We start from the raw sequence: 14,967 nt of genomic DNA, 5'->3' as shown, positions 1-14,967 counted from the left end.
TGAAGCATGACACTGCGGTCGCCATCCGACAAGCGCGATTTTGGAACCGCTGGCCGCCGCCCGGCGTTTTCAGGACCAAGTGGAGGCGGTGATATGCAGCCGATTTTCTATGTGATGGCGATCCTGGGCTGCGGCGACGGCAGCACCGATTGCACCGAGGCCCGAATGGTCCCCGCGCGCTATGAAACCATGGCCCAGTGCCGCGCCGATCTGGCCAACCGGATCGCCGCCAACACCGACGTCCCCTTCCCCGTCATCGGCGCGGACTGCCGCCGGGTCGGCGCACAAATGGCGAAGGCCGAGCGCAAGCCGTCGCGGGGGTGAAGGCTCCCACGCCGTTCAGCCTGAGCGGGATATGAGATCAGCGGAGGGAGCGGATCAGCGCGGCCGGGTCCATAAAGTCGGGTCGCGTGGGACGATCGTCATGCTGCCCCGGCGCGCCGCCTGTACGCTGGCGGCGGCCATGAAGCGCAGCTTCTCCGCCTTGCTGGTCCCGACCCGCGTGTCCCATGCCCGCCGTCCGCGCCGGGCGACCTTGCGCCCGATCGCGCCATAGATCGCCGCCGCCGACAGCACCGCCCAGGCCGAGCGATAGGAGAGCGCGGGCGTCCCCATCCGAGCGCTCGCCTCGAACCGCGCCGCCTGGTCGGTCAGGCGGCGGGCCAGCGCGCTCAGCCCCGGCCGGTGCGAGGGCGCCATGATCGCGTCGGGCGCGATGCTCTTATAGGCCAGCCACTGGCGCGGCAGGTAATGCCGCCCCGCGCCCGCATCCTCGGCGATGTCGCGCGCGATATTGGCGAGCTGGAACGCCATCCCCAGATCGCAGGCCCGGTCGAGCACCGCCTCGTCATCGGGTGCCACGCCCATCGTCACCGCCATCATGCAGCCGACGACCCCCGCGACATGATAGCAATAGCGATAGAGGTCTTCGTCGCTGTCGGGCCGCCAGTCCTCGGCATCCAGCGCGAAGCCCGCGATCAGGTCGCGCGGCCAGCGATGCGGCATCCCCGTCTCCGCCGCCACGACGCGCAACGCGTCGAACGCCGGATCGCCCACGACCCGCCCCGCCAGCGCCGCCTCGGTCTTGTCGGTCAGCTCGGCCAGCCGCGCGGGCGCATCGGCGACGCGGGTCATGCCATGGCCGTGATCCTGTCCGTCGGCCATGTCGTCGCAGCGACGGCACCAGGCATAGAGCAGCCAGGCGCGCTCGCGCGTCGCCGGATCGAACAACAGACTGGCCGCCGCGAAACTCTTCGAGCCCTTCGCGATCGATTCGCGCGCCGCCGCGACCAGCCTTGCACGCTCGTCGGGGTCGGCGGCGTGGTTCACAGATCGTCCGCGTTCATGCGCACGATCGGCTGGGTCGGGACATGCGCGGTCATCTTGGCCAGCAACCCGTCGAGCGTGGTATCGACGATCAGCAGCTCGCGGTGCTGCGGCCGGAGGAACCCGACCTCGCCCATCTTGTCCCAGAAGGCGACGAGATGATCGTAATAGCCGCCCGTGTTGAGCAGCCCGACCGGATCGGCATGATAGCCCAGCTGCGCCCAGCTGAGCGCCTCCCACAGCTCGTCCATCGTGCCGGTGCCGCCTGCGATGGTGATGAAGCCGTCGGACAGGTCCGTGAACGCCTTTTTGCGCTCGTGCATGCCGGGCACGACGTGCAGCTCGGTCAGGCCGCGATGCGCGACCTCGGCATCCACCAGCGCCTGCGGGATGATGCCGATCACCTCGCCCCCGGCCGCCAGCGCCGCATCGGCGACCGCGCCCATCAGGCCCAGCCGTCCGCCGCCATAGACGACGCCGATCCCCCGCTCCGCCAACCCGCGCCCGACGCTCCGCGCCATTTCGATATAGACGGGGTCGCTGGGGGTCGCCGACCCGCAATAGATGGCCAATCGCTTCATGGTGACGAGCGCTAGGCGATGGGGCGGAACGGGGCAAGCGGGTTACGGCGAACCGCCTGTTCCTGCCCGCCCACCACCCGTACCGCATGGAAAACGGGCGACGCGGTCGGCCCGCATCGCCCGCCACATCCATCGGACCAAGTCGGATCGACATTCAGCGACGCCTTTCCGTCCCTCGCCCCTCGTAGAGGGGAGAGGGTTGCGCAGACTTGGTCTTTGCGAAAGCAAAGGCTTAGTCGGAGCTGGGTGAGGGGTGGGCGCTCGCCAAGCGAGCGCGCGAGCCTTTGGCTCGCTCAACCCCTCACCCAAGCTGCGCTAGCCAGCAGGCTGGCAAGCTTCGCTAACCCTCTCCCCTGTCCAGGGGAGAGGGAAGAAGAAGCCATCCTCACTGTCGATCCGCCCTTGGCGCTTACTTGCCGCGCAGCGTGTTGAGCAGCGCGATGCCGACCACCCCGCCCAGCGCGGCCGAGGCCAGCGGACGCTCGCGGACGAAGTCGCGGACCTGATCGAACAGCGGACGCACCGCCTGGTCGACGCTGGTCTTGGCGTCGCCGAAAGCCTTCTGGGCCTTGCCGCCCAGCTGTTCGCCCTTGCCTTCGGCCTGCATGGTCTTGTCGCCCAGCACGCCGCCCAGGCCTTCCTTGACCTGACCGCCGAAATTGGTGGCTGTGCCGTTGATCGTGTCGGTGTTCATCGAAAGATCTCCTTTCATGAGGCAGGAATGATTGGGGCATCAAACCCGCGAGGCCGCCGATGTTTCCGAAACGGCCGCGATGGAGAGCCGGGATCGACCGGCGCGCGTCGTCGCGCCCTTTCCCCATCCGCCTAGCGTCGCTACATGCACGGCGATGGTCGCCGACCCCCTTGCCAAGCTCCACGAAGTTTTCGGGTACAGCCAGTTCCGGGGTGTCCAGGAACAGGTGGTCGACCGTGTCCTGAATCGCCAGCGGACGCTGGCGGTGATGCCGACCGGCGCGGGCAAGTCGCTCTGCTACCAGCTGCCCGCCGTGATGATGGACGGATGCTGCGTCGTGGTCAGCCCGCTGATCGCGCTGATGCACGACCAGTTGCGCGCGGCCGAGGCGGTCGGCATCCGCGCCGCCACGCTGACCAGCGTCGACCAGAATCGCGCCGAGACGGTCGCGCGATTCCGCGACGGCCAGCTCGACCTGCTCTATGTCGCCCCCGAACGCGCGTCGTCGGGGCATTTCCGCGAGCTGCTGGCCTCTGCGCCGCTCAGCCTGTTCGCGATCGACGAGGCGCATTGCGTCAGCGAATGGGGGCACGACTTCCGCCCCGACTATCGCCTGCTCGAGCCGTTGATGGATGCGTTCCCCGACGTGCCGCGGCTCGCGCTGACCGCGACCGCCGACGCGCATACCCGCGCCGATATCGCCAAGCAGCTGGGCATCCCGGTCGAGGGGATGATCGTCTCGGGCTTCGACCGGCCCAATATCCGCTATGCGATCAGTCCCAAGGCCAATGTGAACCTGCAGATCGCACGGGTGGTCGCCGACACGCCCGGCCCCGGCATCGTCTATGCCCAGACGCGCGCCGCGACCGAGAAGCTGGCCGAGGCGCTGGCCCGCACCGGGCGGCCGGTGCGCGCCTATCATGCCGGGCTGGACCCCGCGATCCGCGCCAAGAACCAGGCCGATTTCGTGGCGAGCGAGGATATGGTGATCTGCGCCACCGTCGCCTTCGGCATGGGGATCGACAAGCCCGATGTGCGCTTCGTCGCGCATGCCGGGCTGCCCAAGTCGATCGAGGCCTATTATCAGGAGACCGGGCGCGCGGGCCGCGACGGCGATCCGTCGGTCGCGCATCTCTTCTGGGGCGCGGAGGACTTCGCCCGAGCGCGCCAGCGCATCGCCGAGGTGGAGCCCGAACGCCAGCCGGGCGAGCGCGCGCGGCTGGCGGCACTGGGAGCGCTGGTCGAGACGGGCGGGTGCCGCCGCCGCATCCTGCTGCGCCATTTCGGTGAGGATTTGGCCGAGGATTGCGGCAATTGCGACAATTGCCTGGGCTCGCCCGATGCGGTCGATGCGACGACGACCGCGCAGAAATTCCTGTCCGCGGTGTTCCGCACCGGCCAGATGTTCGGCGCGGGCTATATCGAACAGGTGCTGACCGGCCAGTCGACCGAGCGCAGCCTGATGAACGGGCATGAGGCGCTGTCGGTGTGGAATATCGTCGACGGCGACGAGGTGGCGCTGCTCAAGCCGGTCCACCGCGCGCTGCTGCTGCGCGATGCGCTGCGCACCAATCATCATGGCGGGCTGGAGTTCGGACCCGCCGCGCGCGCGCTGATCAAGGGCGAGGCGCGGCTGTCGCTGGTCGTGCCGCCCAAGCGCGAGCGCAAGGGCCGTCGTGCCGCGCCGGTTGCCGCCAACCCGGCGGACAATCCGCTGTTCGAAGCGCTGCGCGCCAAGCGGCGCGAGCTGGCGCAGGAGGCGGGGGTGCCGCCCTACGTCATCTTCCATGATTCGGTGCTGCGCGACATGGCGGCGCAGCGCCCGACCAGCCGCGCGGCGCTGTCGCTGCTGTCGGGCATCGGTGCGCGCAAGCTGGACGCCTATGGCGAAGCCTTTCTGGCGGTGATCCGCGACGCCGGTTAGTATCGCCCCCGTTATGACCTACACCAGCCCTGCCCCGACCCTGACCACTGAGCGACTGACCTTGCGCGGTCATCATCCCGACGATCTCGGCGCGCTGTCGGCGATGTGGGCCGAACCGGCGGTGTATGAGATGATCGGCGGCAAGCCCCGTCATCCAGAGGATGTGTGGATACGGCTGCTGCGCTCGATCGGGCAATGGACAGCATTCGGCTATGGCGCCTGGGTGGTATGCGACCGAGCGACGGGCGATGTGCTGGGCGATATGGGCCTGCTGGAATCGCGCCGTGAGATCACCCCGGCGCTGCTTGTGCCCGAGGCGGGCTGGACCCTGGCGACGGCGGCGCATGGCAAGGGCTATGCCGGTGAAGCGATGCGCGCGATCTTGGACTGGGCGGACGGGCAAGGTATCGGGCAGACCTGCTGCATCATCGATCCGGGCAATGCGGCGTCGATCCGACTCGCGGAGAAGCTGGGTTACGCCGCGCCGATCGAGGGTGTGTATCACGACCGGCCGATCCGGATTTTCCACCGGGGGCAAACCCAGCCCTCCGTTCGCGGGGAGCGGAGTCGAAGGGTACGGGAATACGCTCGCGGATAGGGTCGGGCGTGGGCTTCGACTTCGCTCAGCCTGAACGGGCGCGGGGGTTCGCGCGAAAGCGCGGAGATGCGGACCCGCCCTCCGTTCGCACTGAGCGAAGTCGAAGGGCACGGGAATACGCTCGCGGATAGGGTCGGGCGTGGGCTTCGACTTCGCTTAGCCTGAACGGGGCGGGGGTTCGTGCCGAGGCGTGGAGACGCGGACCCGCCCTCCGTTCGCGAGGAGCGAAGTCGAAGGGCACGGGAATGTGCTCGCGGATGGGGTGGGGCGTAGGCTTCGACTTCGCTCAGCCTGAACGGGCGCGGGGGTTCGTGCGAAGGCGCGGAGATGCAGACCCGCCCTCCGTTCGCACTGAGCGAAGTCGAAGTGCACGGGAATGTGCTCGCGGATGGGGCTGGGATTTGCGCGGGGGCGTGGAGAGGGAGTGCCCGGCCGAAGGCCGCCTCTCTTCACCGACGGTGCGGCAGGGGCGACGGACGAACCGGCGCCTGACGCCCGTGCCCACCCAAACCTCTCTGCGCCTCCGCGCCTCCGCGCGAACAAAAGGCCAAGGACCGGACGATCGCGGTTCAAGCCCCGCCCCCAATGGGTTACACTGTCCACCGTGACGCTTGCCCTGATCCTGTCCGCCATCGCCATGACGCTGATCGTCGGCGTCCGCTATCTGCTCGCCTCGGGCGCGTTCGCGCTGGCGACGCGGGCGCGGCATCCGAACCTCTATACCGGGCTCGACCCGCAGATCCGGCGCGAGATCGGATGGAGCCTCGCCTCCGCCGCCATCTATGGCGTTCCCGCCGGGGTCGTCGCCTGGGGATGGCAGAATCGCGGATGGACGCAAATCTATGCCGACATCCATGCCTGGCCGCTCTGGTACTGGCCGGTCTCGATCCTGCTCTATCTGGTCGCGCACGACACCTGGTTCTATTGGACGCATCGCTGGATGCACCGCCCGGCGGTCTTCAAGGCCGCGCATGCCGTCCACCATGCCAGCCGCCCGCCCACCGCATGGGCGGCGATGGCGTTCCACCCGATCGAGGCGGTGACCGGCGCTGTGGTAATTCCGCTACTCGTTTTTCTTATTCCGATTCACGTCGCCGCACTCGGCTTGGTGCTGACGATCATGACCGTTATGGGCGTCACCAACCATATGGGCTGGGAAATCTTCCCGCGCTTCATGTGGCGGGGGCACCTGGGGGGGTGGCTCATTACCGCAAGCCACCATCAACGGCATCATGAGCAATATGGGTGCAACTATGGACTCTATTTCCGTTTCTGGGACCGGCTCTGCGGCACCGACCGCGGCCTTGGCGATTTCGAGCGCGCCCATGCGCAGGCCGCGCGCCGTGTCGCTGGCGCTGATGCTGGCCGCGCTGCCGCTGATCGGCGCCGCGCCGGTCAGCCGGCTGGACATCGCGATTGACCAGTTGCGCTCGGCCAAGGGTTCGATCCGCCTGTGCCTGACCGCCGACCCCGACAATTTCCCCGCCTGTGTCGATGATGCGCGGGCGATGACCCGCTCGGTGCCCGCGGGCCAGCGCGCCATCCATCTCGATGGCCTGCCCTATGGCAATTATGCCGCCGCCGTCATCCATGACGAGAACAACAATGCCAAGCTGGACACGCTGGCGGGCATCCCGCGCGAAGGCTTCGGCTTTTCGCGCAATCCGGCGATCCGGTTCGGCCCGCCGCGTTTCACCGCGGCCCGTTTCGCGCTCGATTCTGTTGCCGAAACACAACAGATCAGGATGCGGTACATATTCTGACACATAGCGCCGGAGCGAAATCGTTACCGTAGCGTTGCATTTCGGATAACCGATTCAGGGAGTTTTCCGTCTTGCGCCTTTTCTCGCGCTCCATCCTACGGGGTGCCGCCCCGCTGATCGCCCTGGGCGCCGCCTCCCTCTCGATGCCCGCCCAAGCCCAGGACAATGCGCCGGCCACCAACCCGGCGGCAGCCGAAATGGCGGGGCAGCTCGGCAAGAACACGATCACCATCGGCCTGGGCGCGGCCTATCTGCCCGATTACGAAGGGTCGAAGGATTATTCCTTCAGCCCCGCGCCCGCCGCGCTCGCCTATATCGACGGGCATACCATCACCTATATCGGCAACCGCCTGTCGGTCGACCTGATCGGCGACAAGGCGAATCGCGACTGGGACATTCAGGCCGGGCCGATCGGCGTGGTCAATCTGGACCGGACCACCAGCTCGGGAATCGACAATCCCCGCGTCCGCGCGCTGGGCAAGATCGGCGCGGCGGTCGAGCTGGGCGGCTATGTCGGCATCGGCAAGATCGGCGTCATCACCAGCCCCTATGACCGGCTGTCCGTCTCGCTCAGCTATCGCCACGACGTAACCGGCGTGCATGACAGCGGCATCTGGCAGCCTTCGGTCAATTATTTCACCCCGCTGTCGACCAAGGCGGCGGTCGGGCTGTTCGCCACCGCCGAACATGCCGGACGCGGCTATGCCCGCCGCTATTTCTCGATCACGCCCGACCAGAGCGCGGCGAGCGGCCTGCCCGTCTATAACGCGCGCAGCGGGTGGAAGGACTGGTCGATCGGCGGCCTCGCCACCTATTCGATCACCGGCAATCTGCTGAAGGGCTGGAAGGTCGTCGGCGGGCTGACCTATGGCCGGGAACTGGGCAATTTCGCCGACAGCCCGATCGTGTCGCAGGTCGGTTCGCGCAGCCAGTGGCTGGGCGCGCTGGGGCTGGCCTACACCTTCTGACGAAAGCGAGGCGGGTCGGGAGCGACCGACCCGCCCCTCCCCTCATTCCTGCGGGCATTCGTCCGGGCGCGTGACCGGAGCCCCACCCATATACCATTGGCTGCGGTCGCCCATCGTCTCGCGGTCATGGTAGCAGACCTGCGCCTTGCCCGTCCTGGTATCCAGCGCCACTGTCCAGTTGTTGTCGGCGCAGTCATGCGGGGTGCAGCCATGCGCGGCGATCCCGGACTTGCCCTGCGCAAAGATCGGCACCGTCACCGCGCCGCGCGACATGATCCGCCGGACCAGCGACTGGTCGCCGACCGCATCGTGCAGCGCGCTCGCCACCTCGGTCCGGTCGAAGAAGCTCACCCCGTCGACCGCGTCACCCGGATAATGGCCGATATAGGCGGTCAGCGGGTTGACCTGCGCCACGCCGGGGATCGGCGTCGGCCGTGCGGTGCCCGGCGGGGTGAAATTGCCCGGCGCCACGTCGGAGTCCGCATCCCCGTCCTTGCTGCCGCAAGCCGCGAGCGCCAGCAGCGCGAGGGGGGCGATCAGGGCAAGACGGCGCATCATACTCTCCTGAAAACATTCTTCTTTTGCAGTCGCGGGAACGCATCGACGCCGCGACCGGTTGCCGGGACATGACGCCCCCTGCCCCCCATGATGCCGCGCTCGATCGCTTTGTCGAGGCCCAGCGGACCCAGCATGGCATCGCCCTGGCCGAACTGCGCGCCGGGCGAAAGCGAAGCCACTGGATGTGGTTCGTCTTTCCCCAGATCGCCGGGCTGGGGCGCAGCGAGACCGCGCGCTTCTACGCCATCGCGGACGCGGTGGAGGCGCGGGCCTATCTGGCGCATCCGCTGCTCGGGGCCCGGCTGTACGAGGCCGTGGCGGCGGCGGTGGCCGCGCCCGGATCGGCGGAGGCGATATTCGGCGGTATCGATGCCATCAAGCTGCGATCCTCGCTGACCCTGTTCGCGGCGGTGGCGGACGATCCGGCCCCGTTCCGCCATGGGCTGGAGCGGTTCTTCGGAGGACGGCCGGACCCCGCCACGCTCGAACGGCTGAACCGCCCGGCGGGGTGACGCCGGGCGATCGCCTGGTGTGGCTCAGCTCTTGATCGTGACCGGGCCGGGGCCGGTGACGCTGGCCGACTGGTCGGCGGTCATCACGATCGTCCATTGCGCAGTGCCGTCGCACACCGCGTTCCAGCTCGGATTGCCATTGACCGGGGCGGCCTCCTTCATCGCGGTGACCGACTGACAGCTCGCCCCCGACGGCCCGGCATCGCGGATCGCCCGGAACAGGACGCCGCGCCGCTGCCCCTCGGGAAGCGCACGGATCTTGGCGCCCAGCGCGTCCGCACTCATCTCGCTGCCATTGGTGGTCACGGCCGCGCTGCTGGTGTTGCCGGCTTCGGTCGAGGACCCGCAGGCGGCCAGCGGGAGCGCGGCGGCCACAACGGCGAGGGCGATGGTGGAACGCTTCATGATCTTCCTCCTCCAAATCGAACGCAGCGGCCGCGGGCGCGCGACCGTATCGCTTGCATAACGACTATCGGCGATCCCGGTTGCGCGGCCAAGACAGCTTCTGCATGACGGGATCATGAGCGACATTCACCTGCACGAGAGCTGGTTGCTGCCCTTACGCGGCGAGTTCGACGAACCCTATATGAAGGCGCTCAAGACCTTCCTCGCCGACGAGCGCGCCAGCGGCCAGCGGGTCTTCCCCCGGCCCAAGGACTGGTTCCGCGCGCTCGACCTGACCCCGTTGCCCGAGGTGCGCGTCGTGATCCTGGGGCAGGACCCCTATCATGGCGAGGGACAGGCGCATGGCCTGGCCTTCTCGGTCCAGCCGGGCGTTCGCCCGCCGCCCAGCCTGGTCAACATCTACAAGGAGATGGCGACCGACCTGGGCATCGCGCCGCCCTCCCACGGGCTGCTCGACCATTGGGCGCGGCAGGGGGTGTTGCTGCTCAACTCGGTGCTGACCGTGCGGATGGGCCAGGCCGCCTCGCATCAGGGGCGCGGGTGGGAGCGGTTCACCGACGCGGTCATCCGCGCCGTCGCCGCCAAGCCCGAGCCGGTCGTCTTCATCCTGTGGGGCGCCTATGCCCAGAAAAAGGCGGGCTTCGTCCGCGAGATGGGTGCGGGGCGGCATTGCGTCCTGACCTCGGTCCACCCTTCGCCCTTGTCGGCACGCGGCGGCTTCTTCGGATCGAAGCCCTTTTCGCGCGCCGACGCCTTTCTGGTCGAGCATGGCCGCGAGCCGATCGACTGGGCGCTGCCGCCGCTGGACTGATCTGTAATCACACTGGCATCATTTCCGCCAAGCGCGCATAGGGCCCGCCATTCCACCGATCAGATAAGGGACAAGGGCGATGGCCGACGACGACTATGTCTATGACGAAGCGACCGGCGAATGGATCAGCGCGGCCGATGCGGCGGCCAGGGCCGGGACGGCCGATGACGACGCGGTCGTCGTGCGCGACTCGGTCGGCAATGTGCTGAGCGACGGGGATCAGGTGACGCTGATCAAGGACCTGACCGTCAAGGGCGCAGGCCAGACGCTGAAGCGCGGCACGCTGATCAAGTCGATCCGCCTGACCGGCGACGCGCAGGAAATCGACTGCAAGTTCGACGGGATCAAGGGGTTGGTCCTGCGTGCGGAGTTTGTGCGGAAGCGGTGAACCTTGACATTGGACAGGTGATTGTACAATTCTACACGTATGCAGGCTGTCTCCTATTCCGAAGCGCGCGAGAATCTGAAGGCGATGATCGACAAGGTCGTCGCCGACCGCGCGCCCGTGGCGATCACTCGCCAGCGGGGCGAAGGCGCCGTGCTGATTTCGGCCAGCGAATGGGCGTCGATCGAAGAGACGCTATACCTGCTGCGCTCGCCCAAAAACGCCCAGCGCCTGCTGGAAAGCATTGCCGAGTTGGAAGCGGGCGGCGGCGAAACGCACGATCTTATCCAGCCGTGAAGGTCCCGTTCTCGTCACGATCATGGGCCGAGTATCTCGACCTCCATGCTCATGACGCGAAGCTGTTCGCCAAACTCAATGCGCTGATCGAGGAATGCCGCCGTCACCCGTTCAAGGGGACTGGCAAGCCCGAGCCTTTGGGCGGCAACCTGTCAGGCTGGTGGTCGCGCCGGATCAGCCATGAACATCGTCTGGTGTACCGGGTGGCGGGCAGCGGCGACGAGCAGGTGCTGCAAGTAGCGCAGTGCCGGTATCATTATTGATCCGAAATGGATGCGATTGTGATGGGCGTCGCTTGCCACGCCGCTCAACGCCCATCACCTCAAAGATCACGGTCCAGCGACAACCTTCTCGCTTCGTTATGGCCGCTGATGTCATGTCTATCAGGCTCTACTGCTCAGCGCTAGAAGCGAGAAGCGGCATTGACGAAGACTCGGTTTCATGATTTCTTCATCAAGTCAGGGCGGTCGTTCCAGCGACCGCCCTGACAAACGGCAGGCATCCCCGCCGGTGCTGTGGTCAGCCTCGGGAATCTATGGGGCCGTTAGCTCAAGGTCAACCGCCACGATGCCTGGGTGGTCGTGCGGAGCTATGTAAGATGGCCAATACAGCGCAAATTCAGTGCATCAACAAGACCAGCCGATATAGCGCGTACGAGCGCATTTCGCATGTCGGCGGCGCTTTTCCCAGCCGATGGAAACTGACGCAGGAAGAGGCCATTGCGGCGATCGAGTCCGGTCAGTGGCAATTTTACGTATCGGTAGGCGGTCAATCGGCGTGGGTCATCGTCGCCCGCTCAGCCGCAGGCAATAAGTATCTGAAGACGCAAAACGATGGCGAGCAGCCCAACAATTTGTTGAGCCTGCCCGAATGCCCCTAAGCTGAAATTCCCATGGCCTTCGACTTCGCTCAGGCTGAACGGAGGCTGGGAATTGGGGCCGCATCCTTACCGGGTGCGGCCCCTTTTCGTTACTCCGCCGGCAGGTAAACCTCCCCGCCCTTCTCGCGGAATTTCTCGCTCATTTGCTGCATCCCCGCCTCGGCGTCCTCCGCCGCGACGAAGGTTTCGACCGGGGCATTCTGCTTGGCGGCGAACTCGCGCACTTCCTGCGTGATCTTCATCGAGCAGAATTTCGGGCCGCACATCGAACAGAAATGCGCGGTCTTGGCACCCTCCGCCGGGAGCGTCTGGTCGTGGTAGGATTCCGCCGTGTCGGGGTCGAGCGACAGATTGAACTGGTCGCGCCAGCGGAACTCGAAGCGGGCGCGGCTCAGCGCGTCGTCGCGCATCTTGGCGGCCGGGTGCCCCTTGGCCAGATCGGCGGCATGGGCGGCCAGCTTGTAGGTCACGACGCCGACCTTCACGTCGTCGCGGTCGGGCAGGCCCAGATGCTCCTTGGGCGTGACGTAGCAGAGCATCGCCGTGCCGTACCACCCGATCATCGCCGCGCCGATGCCGCTGGTGATATGGTCGTAACCCGGCGCGATGTCGGTCGTCAGCGGCCCGAGCGTGTAGAAGGGCGCCTCTCCGCACGCCTCCAGCTGCTTGTCCATATTCTGCTTGATCTTGTGCATCGGCACATGGCCCGGCCCCTCGATCATGACCTGCACGTCCTGTTCCCAGGCGCGCTTGGTCAGCTCGCCCAGCGTGTAGAGCTCGGCGAACTGCGCCTCGTCATTGGCGTCGGCGATCGCGCCGGGGCGCAGGCCGTCGCCCAGCGAATAGGCGATGTCATAGGCCTTCATGATCTCGGTGATCTCGTCGAAGCGTTCGTAGAGGAACGACTCCTTGTGATGCGCCAGGCACCACTTCGCCATGATCGAGCCGCCGCGCGACACGATGCCGGTCACGCGCTTGGCGGTCAGCGGGATATAGGGCAGGCGCACACCCGCATGGATGGTGAAATAGTCGACGCCCTGCTCGGCCTGTTCGATCAGCGTGTCGCGGAAGATTTCCCAGGTCAGTTCCTCGGCGATGCCGCCGACCTTCTCCAGCGCCTGATAGATGGGGACGGTGCCGATCGGCACCGGCGAGTTGCGGATGATCCATTCGCGCGTGTCGTGGATGTTGCGCCCCGTCGACAGGTCCATGACCGTGTCCGCGCCCCAGCGGATCGACCAGACCAGCTTGTCGACCTCGGACGCGACGTTCGAGGCGACCGCCGAATTGCCGATATTGGCGTTGATCTTGACCAGGAAGTTACGGCCGATCGCCATCGGTTCGGATTCGGGGTGGTTGATATTGTTGGGGATGATCGCCCGGCCGCGCGCCACTTCGTCGCGGACGAATTCGGGGGTCACGTAATCGGGGATGGCAGCGCCGAAGCTCTCGCCGTCGCGGACATATTCGCGCAGCATCTCGCGGCCCAGATTCTCGCGGGTCGCGACATATTCCATCTCGGGCGTGATGATGCCTTTGCGGGCATAGTGCATCTGGCTGACGTTCATGCCTGCACGGGCGCGTAACGGGCGGTTCAGCCCGGTGCGCGGGAATTGCGGCACGCCGCCCGAACGGTCGGGGCCGAGCTGGCCATTGTCCTCGGGGCGGATCTCGCGACCGTCATAGGCTTCGACATCGCCGCGCGCCTCGATCCAGTCGCGGCGGATTTGCGGCAGGCCCGCCATGATGTCGATGCGCGCATTGGGATCGGTATAGGGGCCGCTGGTGTCATAGACGCGCAAGGGCGGCTCGCCCGAAGACGGGTCGAGATGGATTTCGCGCATCGCGACGCCCAGGGGCCCGACATGAATCTTCTTCGACCCACGAATGGGGCCGGTGGTGACGCCAATTTCAGCCTTTGCGGGGATATCTGCCATAGTCCACTCCATGCGGAGGAAACGGACCATGAGAGACGGGGCCGCTCCCTCCCTACGCCGGTGTCAGCCGGATCAGGTTCAGCGGGTCGGGGGCTCTTGCCCCCCTCTCAAGCGCAGGTCAGCGCTCCCCCGGGGATGGACCCTGCATAAGCGCAAATCGCGCCAAGCAGAAGGGCTTTCCGCCGAAATGCCCCGCGCGCCCGGGCGGACGCATGAAAGCCCCGGTCGGCCAGGGGCTGGCGGCCGACCGGGGCGATCACCCTTTGCGGGACAGCAATGCGTCAGCCGCTGGCCGCGCTGGTCCGTACATTGCCGTTCAGGCCGCTCGGGAAGAAGCCGCCGCCGGTCACCGCCGCCTTGTTGAGATAGACGACGTTCAGCACCTGCTGCGGCGTGCGGACAAAGGCGACGGCGTTGGAATCGGCGGGCACGATGTTGGACACCGTCTGGCCGTTGACGGTGTTCGGACCGATCCCCTGGTCGAGATCGGACGAGCCGTCCAGGCTGTCGCGCGCGTCCGAAATCTGCTGCGCCGCCGTGCGCAGGGCGGTGGTGCTCAGCCCCTTGCGATACAGGACCGAGCGGACCAGCCCCGCATGATAGGCCTCGGCCGCGTGGATGCCCGCCGCCGCCTCGACAAAGGTCTTGTTGGAGAGCAGCGTGACACCGCCCATATAAGCGGTGACGCCGACATCCTCGAAGATATAGGCGGCGAGCAGGAAATTCTCGTCCGAGGCATAGGGGTCGAAGGTTCCGGTCGACCCGATCACCCCGGCCGCGCGCGCCGCCGCCGTGAAGGCGCCATTGGCATCGCCCGACAGGTTGATCGCGGGCTGCGCCACCGCGCTGGAGCCCAGGGCGTTGCGCAGGAAGGTGACGTGCGCGATCTCGTCATAGGCGATCTCGCGGGCATATTGCGCCACCAACGGGTCCTGAAACGCGACCTGGCGCGGCTGTCCGCTGGTGCTGGTCGCGACCGAGCCTTGCGTCCCCGTCCCGGCCTGAAGCGAGGCGGACAGGCCCGCGCCGAACGCGGCATAGCTGTAGAATTGCGCCTCCAGATATTCCAGCTGAAGCGCGAAGTTCAGGACATCGGCGTCGGTGACCGAACCCGCCGTCGCGGTCGGGGTGGGCGTCGGCAGGACGATGACGTCGTTATCGTCGCTGCCGCAGGCGCCCAGCATGGCCAGCCCGCCCACCGCACCGGCCCCGGCGGCCATACGCATGAAACGGCGACGATCGGACCGGCGCTTGGCCGAAGCCTCTTCGATCACATCGAGAATGAAGCGTTCTTCGCTCATGATGAAAAATCCTCTCGGAACGAGGAA

At 66.9% G+C, this 14,967-nt stretch carries 19 protein-coding genes and 1 riboswitch; of the genes, 12 read left to right on the top strand and 7 right to left on the bottom strand.

Annotated elements, in window-relative coordinates; translation table 11 throughout:
- Positions 1-93: 93 nt before the first annotated feature.
- Positions 94-324 carry a hypothetical protein gene (locus tag QE360_RS07820; protein WP_307101176.1) on the top strand — a complete coding sequence of 77 codons (231 nt, stop codon included), beginning with the start codon at positions 94-96 and terminating at the stop codon, positions 322-324.
- Between the two features lie 54 nt (positions 325-378).
- Here QE360_RS07820 and QE360_RS07815 read toward each other — a convergent pair whose 3' ends face one another.
- The 3 genes from QE360_RS07815 to QE360_RS07805 all read right to left on the bottom strand — a co-directional run bounded on the left by QE360_RS07815 (position 379) and on the right by QE360_RS07805 (position 2,601).
- Positions 379-1,329: a phytoene/squalene synthase family protein gene (locus QE360_RS07815; protein ID WP_309700575.1), complete on the bottom strand. Its 951-nt coding sequence runs from the start codon at positions 1,327-1,329 to the stop codon at positions 379-381.
- Positions 1,326-1,907 carry a TIGR00730 family Rossman fold protein gene (locus QE360_RS07810; protein ID WP_309700573.1) on the bottom strand — a complete coding sequence of 194 codons (582 nt, stop codon included), beginning with the start codon at positions 1,905-1,907 and terminating at the stop codon, positions 1,326-1,328. The genes QE360_RS07815 and QE360_RS07810 overlap by 4 nt, the downstream gene beginning before the upstream one ends.
- Positions 1,908-2,316: 409 nt before the next feature.
- Complete coding sequence (locus QE360_RS07805; protein ID WP_307101183.1) at positions 2,317-2,601, bottom strand: CsbD family protein; 285 nt, start codon at positions 2,599-2,601, stop codon at positions 2,317-2,319.
- A 154-nt stretch (positions 2,602-2,755) separates the two neighbouring features.
- On the opposite strand from QE360_RS07805, the gene recQ reads away from it, so the two are divergent.
- From recQ to QE360_RS07780, 5 genes are all read left to right on the top strand, one after another.
- On the top strand, positions 2,756-4,525 hold the full coding sequence (gene recQ, locus QE360_RS07800; RefSeq protein WP_309700571.1) for a DNA helicase RecQ: 1,770 nt from the start codon (positions 2,756-2,758) through the stop codon (positions 4,523-4,525).
- Between the two features lie 13 nt (positions 4,526-4,538).
- Positions 4,539-5,123 (top strand): GNAT family N-acetyltransferase, encoded by a 585-nt coding sequence (locus QE360_RS07795; RefSeq protein ID WP_309700570.1) that lies wholly within the window; start codon positions 4,539-4,541, stop codon positions 5,121-5,123.
- 637 nt (positions 5,124-5,760) lie between these two features.
- Positions 5,761-6,543, top strand: a complete 783-nt coding sequence (locus QE360_RS07790; RefSeq protein ID WP_405052675.1) for a sterol desaturase family protein — start codon at positions 5,761-5,763, stop codon at positions 6,541-6,543.
- A complete protein-coding gene (locus QE360_RS07785; RefSeq protein ID WP_309700568.1) occupies positions 6,449-6,886 on the top strand; it encodes a DUF2141 domain-containing protein in 438 nt (145 codons plus the stop codon). Before QE360_RS07790 ends, QE360_RS07785 begins: the two co-directional genes overlap by 95 nt.
- 71 nt (positions 6,887-6,957) lie before the next feature.
- On the top strand, positions 6,958-7,854 hold the full coding sequence (locus QE360_RS07780; protein WP_309700566.1) for a MipA/OmpV family protein: 897 nt from the start codon (positions 6,958-6,960) through the stop codon (positions 7,852-7,854).
- 42 nt (positions 7,855-7,896) lie between these two features.
- Here the strand turns inward: QE360_RS07780 and QE360_RS07775 are convergent, their stop codons facing one another.
- Positions 7,897-8,412, bottom strand: a complete 516-nt coding sequence (locus tag QE360_RS07775) for a hypothetical protein (RefSeq protein WP_309700563.1) — start codon at positions 8,410-8,412, stop codon at positions 7,897-7,899.
- A 68-nt stretch (positions 8,413-8,480) separates the two neighbouring features.
- Here QE360_RS07775 and QE360_RS07770 point away from each other — a divergent pair, with 68 nt between their 5' ends.
- The gene (locus QE360_RS07770; protein ID WP_309700561.1) at positions 8,481-8,924 is read left to right on the top strand and encodes a DUF1810 domain-containing protein; all 444 of its coding nucleotides are present in this window, start codon (positions 8,481-8,483) and stop codon (positions 8,922-8,924) included.
- A gap of 24 nt (positions 8,925-8,948) precedes the next feature.
- Here QE360_RS07770 and QE360_RS07765 read toward each other — a convergent pair whose 3' ends face one another.
- Positions 8,949-9,329, bottom strand: a complete 381-nt coding sequence (locus QE360_RS07765) for a hypothetical protein (RefSeq protein ID WP_309697853.1) — start codon at positions 9,327-9,329, stop codon at positions 8,949-8,951.
- A 115-nt stretch (positions 9,330-9,444) separates the two neighbouring features.
- Here QE360_RS07765 and ung point away from each other — a divergent pair, with 115 nt between their 5' ends.
- The 5 genes from ung to QE360_RS07740 all read left to right on the top strand — a co-directional run bounded on the left by ung (position 9,445) and on the right by QE360_RS07740 (position 11,702).
- Positions 9,445-10,140: a uracil-DNA glycosylase gene (ung, locus tag QE360_RS07760; protein ID WP_309700559.1), complete on the top strand. Its 696-nt coding sequence runs from the start codon at positions 9,445-9,447 to the stop codon at positions 10,138-10,140.
- A 79-nt stretch (positions 10,141-10,219) separates the two neighbouring features.
- Positions 10,220-10,528 carry an alkylphosphonate utilization protein gene (locus tag QE360_RS07755; protein WP_309700557.1) on the top strand — a complete coding sequence of 103 codons (309 nt, stop codon included), beginning with the start codon at positions 10,220-10,222 and terminating at the stop codon, positions 10,526-10,528.
- 39 nt (positions 10,529-10,567) lie between these two features.
- Entirely contained in the window at positions 10,568-10,822 is a 255-nt protein-coding gene (locus QE360_RS07750) for a type II toxin-antitoxin system Phd/YefM family antitoxin (protein WP_058733588.1), read from the top strand.
- On the top strand, positions 10,819-11,085 hold the full coding sequence (locus QE360_RS07745) for a Txe/YoeB family addiction module toxin (RefSeq protein ID WP_309700554.1): 267 nt from the start codon (positions 10,819-10,821) through the stop codon (positions 11,083-11,085). Before QE360_RS07750 ends, QE360_RS07745 begins: the two co-directional genes overlap by 4 nt.
- Positions 11,086-11,420: 335 nt before the next feature.
- Entirely contained in the window at positions 11,421-11,702 is a 282-nt protein-coding gene (locus QE360_RS07740) for a DUF3892 domain-containing protein (protein WP_309700552.1), read from the top strand.
- A gap of 89 nt (positions 11,703-11,791) precedes the next feature.
- On the opposite strand, the gene thiC is transcribed toward QE360_RS07740, so the two are convergent.
- Both thiC and QE360_RS07730 read right to left on the bottom strand, forming a co-directional pair.
- A complete protein-coding gene (gene thiC / locus QE360_RS07735; protein ID WP_309700550.1) occupies positions 11,792-13,639 on the bottom strand; it encodes a phosphomethylpyrimidine synthase ThiC in 1,848 nt (615 codons plus the stop codon).
- A 45-nt stretch (positions 13,640-13,684) separates the two neighbouring features.
- A riboswitch (TPP riboswitch) is annotated at positions 13,685-13,775 on the bottom strand.
- A 145-nt stretch (positions 13,776-13,920) separates the two neighbouring features.
- Complete coding sequence (locus tag QE360_RS07730; protein ID WP_309700548.1) at positions 13,921-14,940, bottom strand: ferritin-like domain-containing protein; 1,020 nt, start codon at positions 14,938-14,940, stop codon at positions 13,921-13,923.
- Positions 14,941-14,967 lie beyond the last annotated feature (27 nt).

It is taken from the genome of Sphingomonas sp. SORGH_AS_0789 (assembly GCF_031453055.1).
GTDB lineage: Bacteria > Pseudomonadota > Alphaproteobacteria > Sphingomonadales > Sphingomonadaceae > Sphingomonas.
The sequence above is the reverse complement of the archived record's forward strand: the minus strand, read 5'-3'. Positions and strand labels throughout refer to the sequence as shown.

What these genes read in the sequence shown, in the direction of transcription:
- QE360_RS07820 (WP_307101176.1), top strand. Translation starts at nt 94, where the DNA reads ATGCAGCCGATTTTCTATGTGATGGCGATCCTGGGCTGCGGCGACGGC.
- QE360_RS07810 (WP_309700573.1), bottom strand. Translation starts at nt 1,907, where the DNA reads ATGAAGCGATTGGCCATCTATTGCGGGTCGGCGACCCCCAGCGACCCC.
- QE360_RS07805 (WP_307101183.1), bottom strand. Translation starts at nt 2,601, where the DNA reads ATGAACACCGACACGATCAACGGCACAGCCACCAATTTCGGCGGTCAG.
- recQ (WP_309700571.1), top strand. Translation starts at nt 2,756, where the DNA reads ATGGTCGCCGACCCCCTTGCCAAGCTCCACGAAGTTTTCGGGTACAGC.
- QE360_RS07795 (WP_309700570.1), top strand. Translation starts at nt 4,539, where the DNA reads ATGACCTACACCAGCCCTGCCCCGACCCTGACCACTGAGCGACTGACC.
- QE360_RS07790 (WP_405052675.1), top strand. Translation starts at nt 5,761, where the DNA reads ATGACGCTGATCGTCGGCGTCCGCTATCTGCTCGCCTCGGGCGCGTTC.
- QE360_RS07785 (WP_309700568.1), top strand. Translation starts at nt 6,449, where the DNA reads ATGCGCAGGCCGCGCGCCGTGTCGCTGGCGCTGATGCTGGCCGCGCTG.
- QE360_RS07775 (WP_309700563.1), bottom strand. Translation starts at nt 8,412, where the DNA reads ATGATGCGCCGTCTTGCCCTGATCGCCCCCCTCGCGCTGCTGGCGCTC.
- QE360_RS07770 (WP_309700561.1), top strand. Translation starts at nt 8,481, where the DNA reads ATGACGCCCCCTGCCCCCCATGATGCCGCGCTCGATCGCTTTGTCGAG.
- QE360_RS07765 (WP_309697853.1), bottom strand. Translation starts at nt 9,329, where the DNA reads ATGAAGCGTTCCACCATCGCCCTCGCCGTTGTGGCCGCCGCGCTCCCG.
- ung (WP_309700559.1), top strand. Translation starts at nt 9,445, where the DNA reads ATGAGCGACATTCACCTGCACGAGAGCTGGTTGCTGCCCTTACGCGGC.
- QE360_RS07755 (WP_309700557.1), top strand. Translation starts at nt 10,220, where the DNA reads ATGGCCGACGACGACTATGTCTATGACGAAGCGACCGGCGAATGGATC.
- QE360_RS07750 (WP_058733588.1), top strand. Translation starts at nt 10,568, where the DNA reads ATGCAGGCTGTCTCCTATTCCGAAGCGCGCGAGAATCTGAAGGCGATG.
- QE360_RS07740 (WP_309700552.1), top strand. Translation starts at nt 11,421, where the DNA reads ATGGCCAATACAGCGCAAATTCAGTGCATCAACAAGACCAGCCGATAT.
- thiC (WP_309700550.1), bottom strand. Translation starts at nt 13,639, where the DNA reads ATGGCAGATATCCCCGCAAAGGCTGAAATTGGCGTCACCACCGGCCCC.
- QE360_RS07730 (WP_309700548.1), bottom strand. Translation starts at nt 14,940, where the DNA reads ATGAGCGAAGAACGCTTCATTCTCGATGTGATCGAAGAGGCTTCGGCC.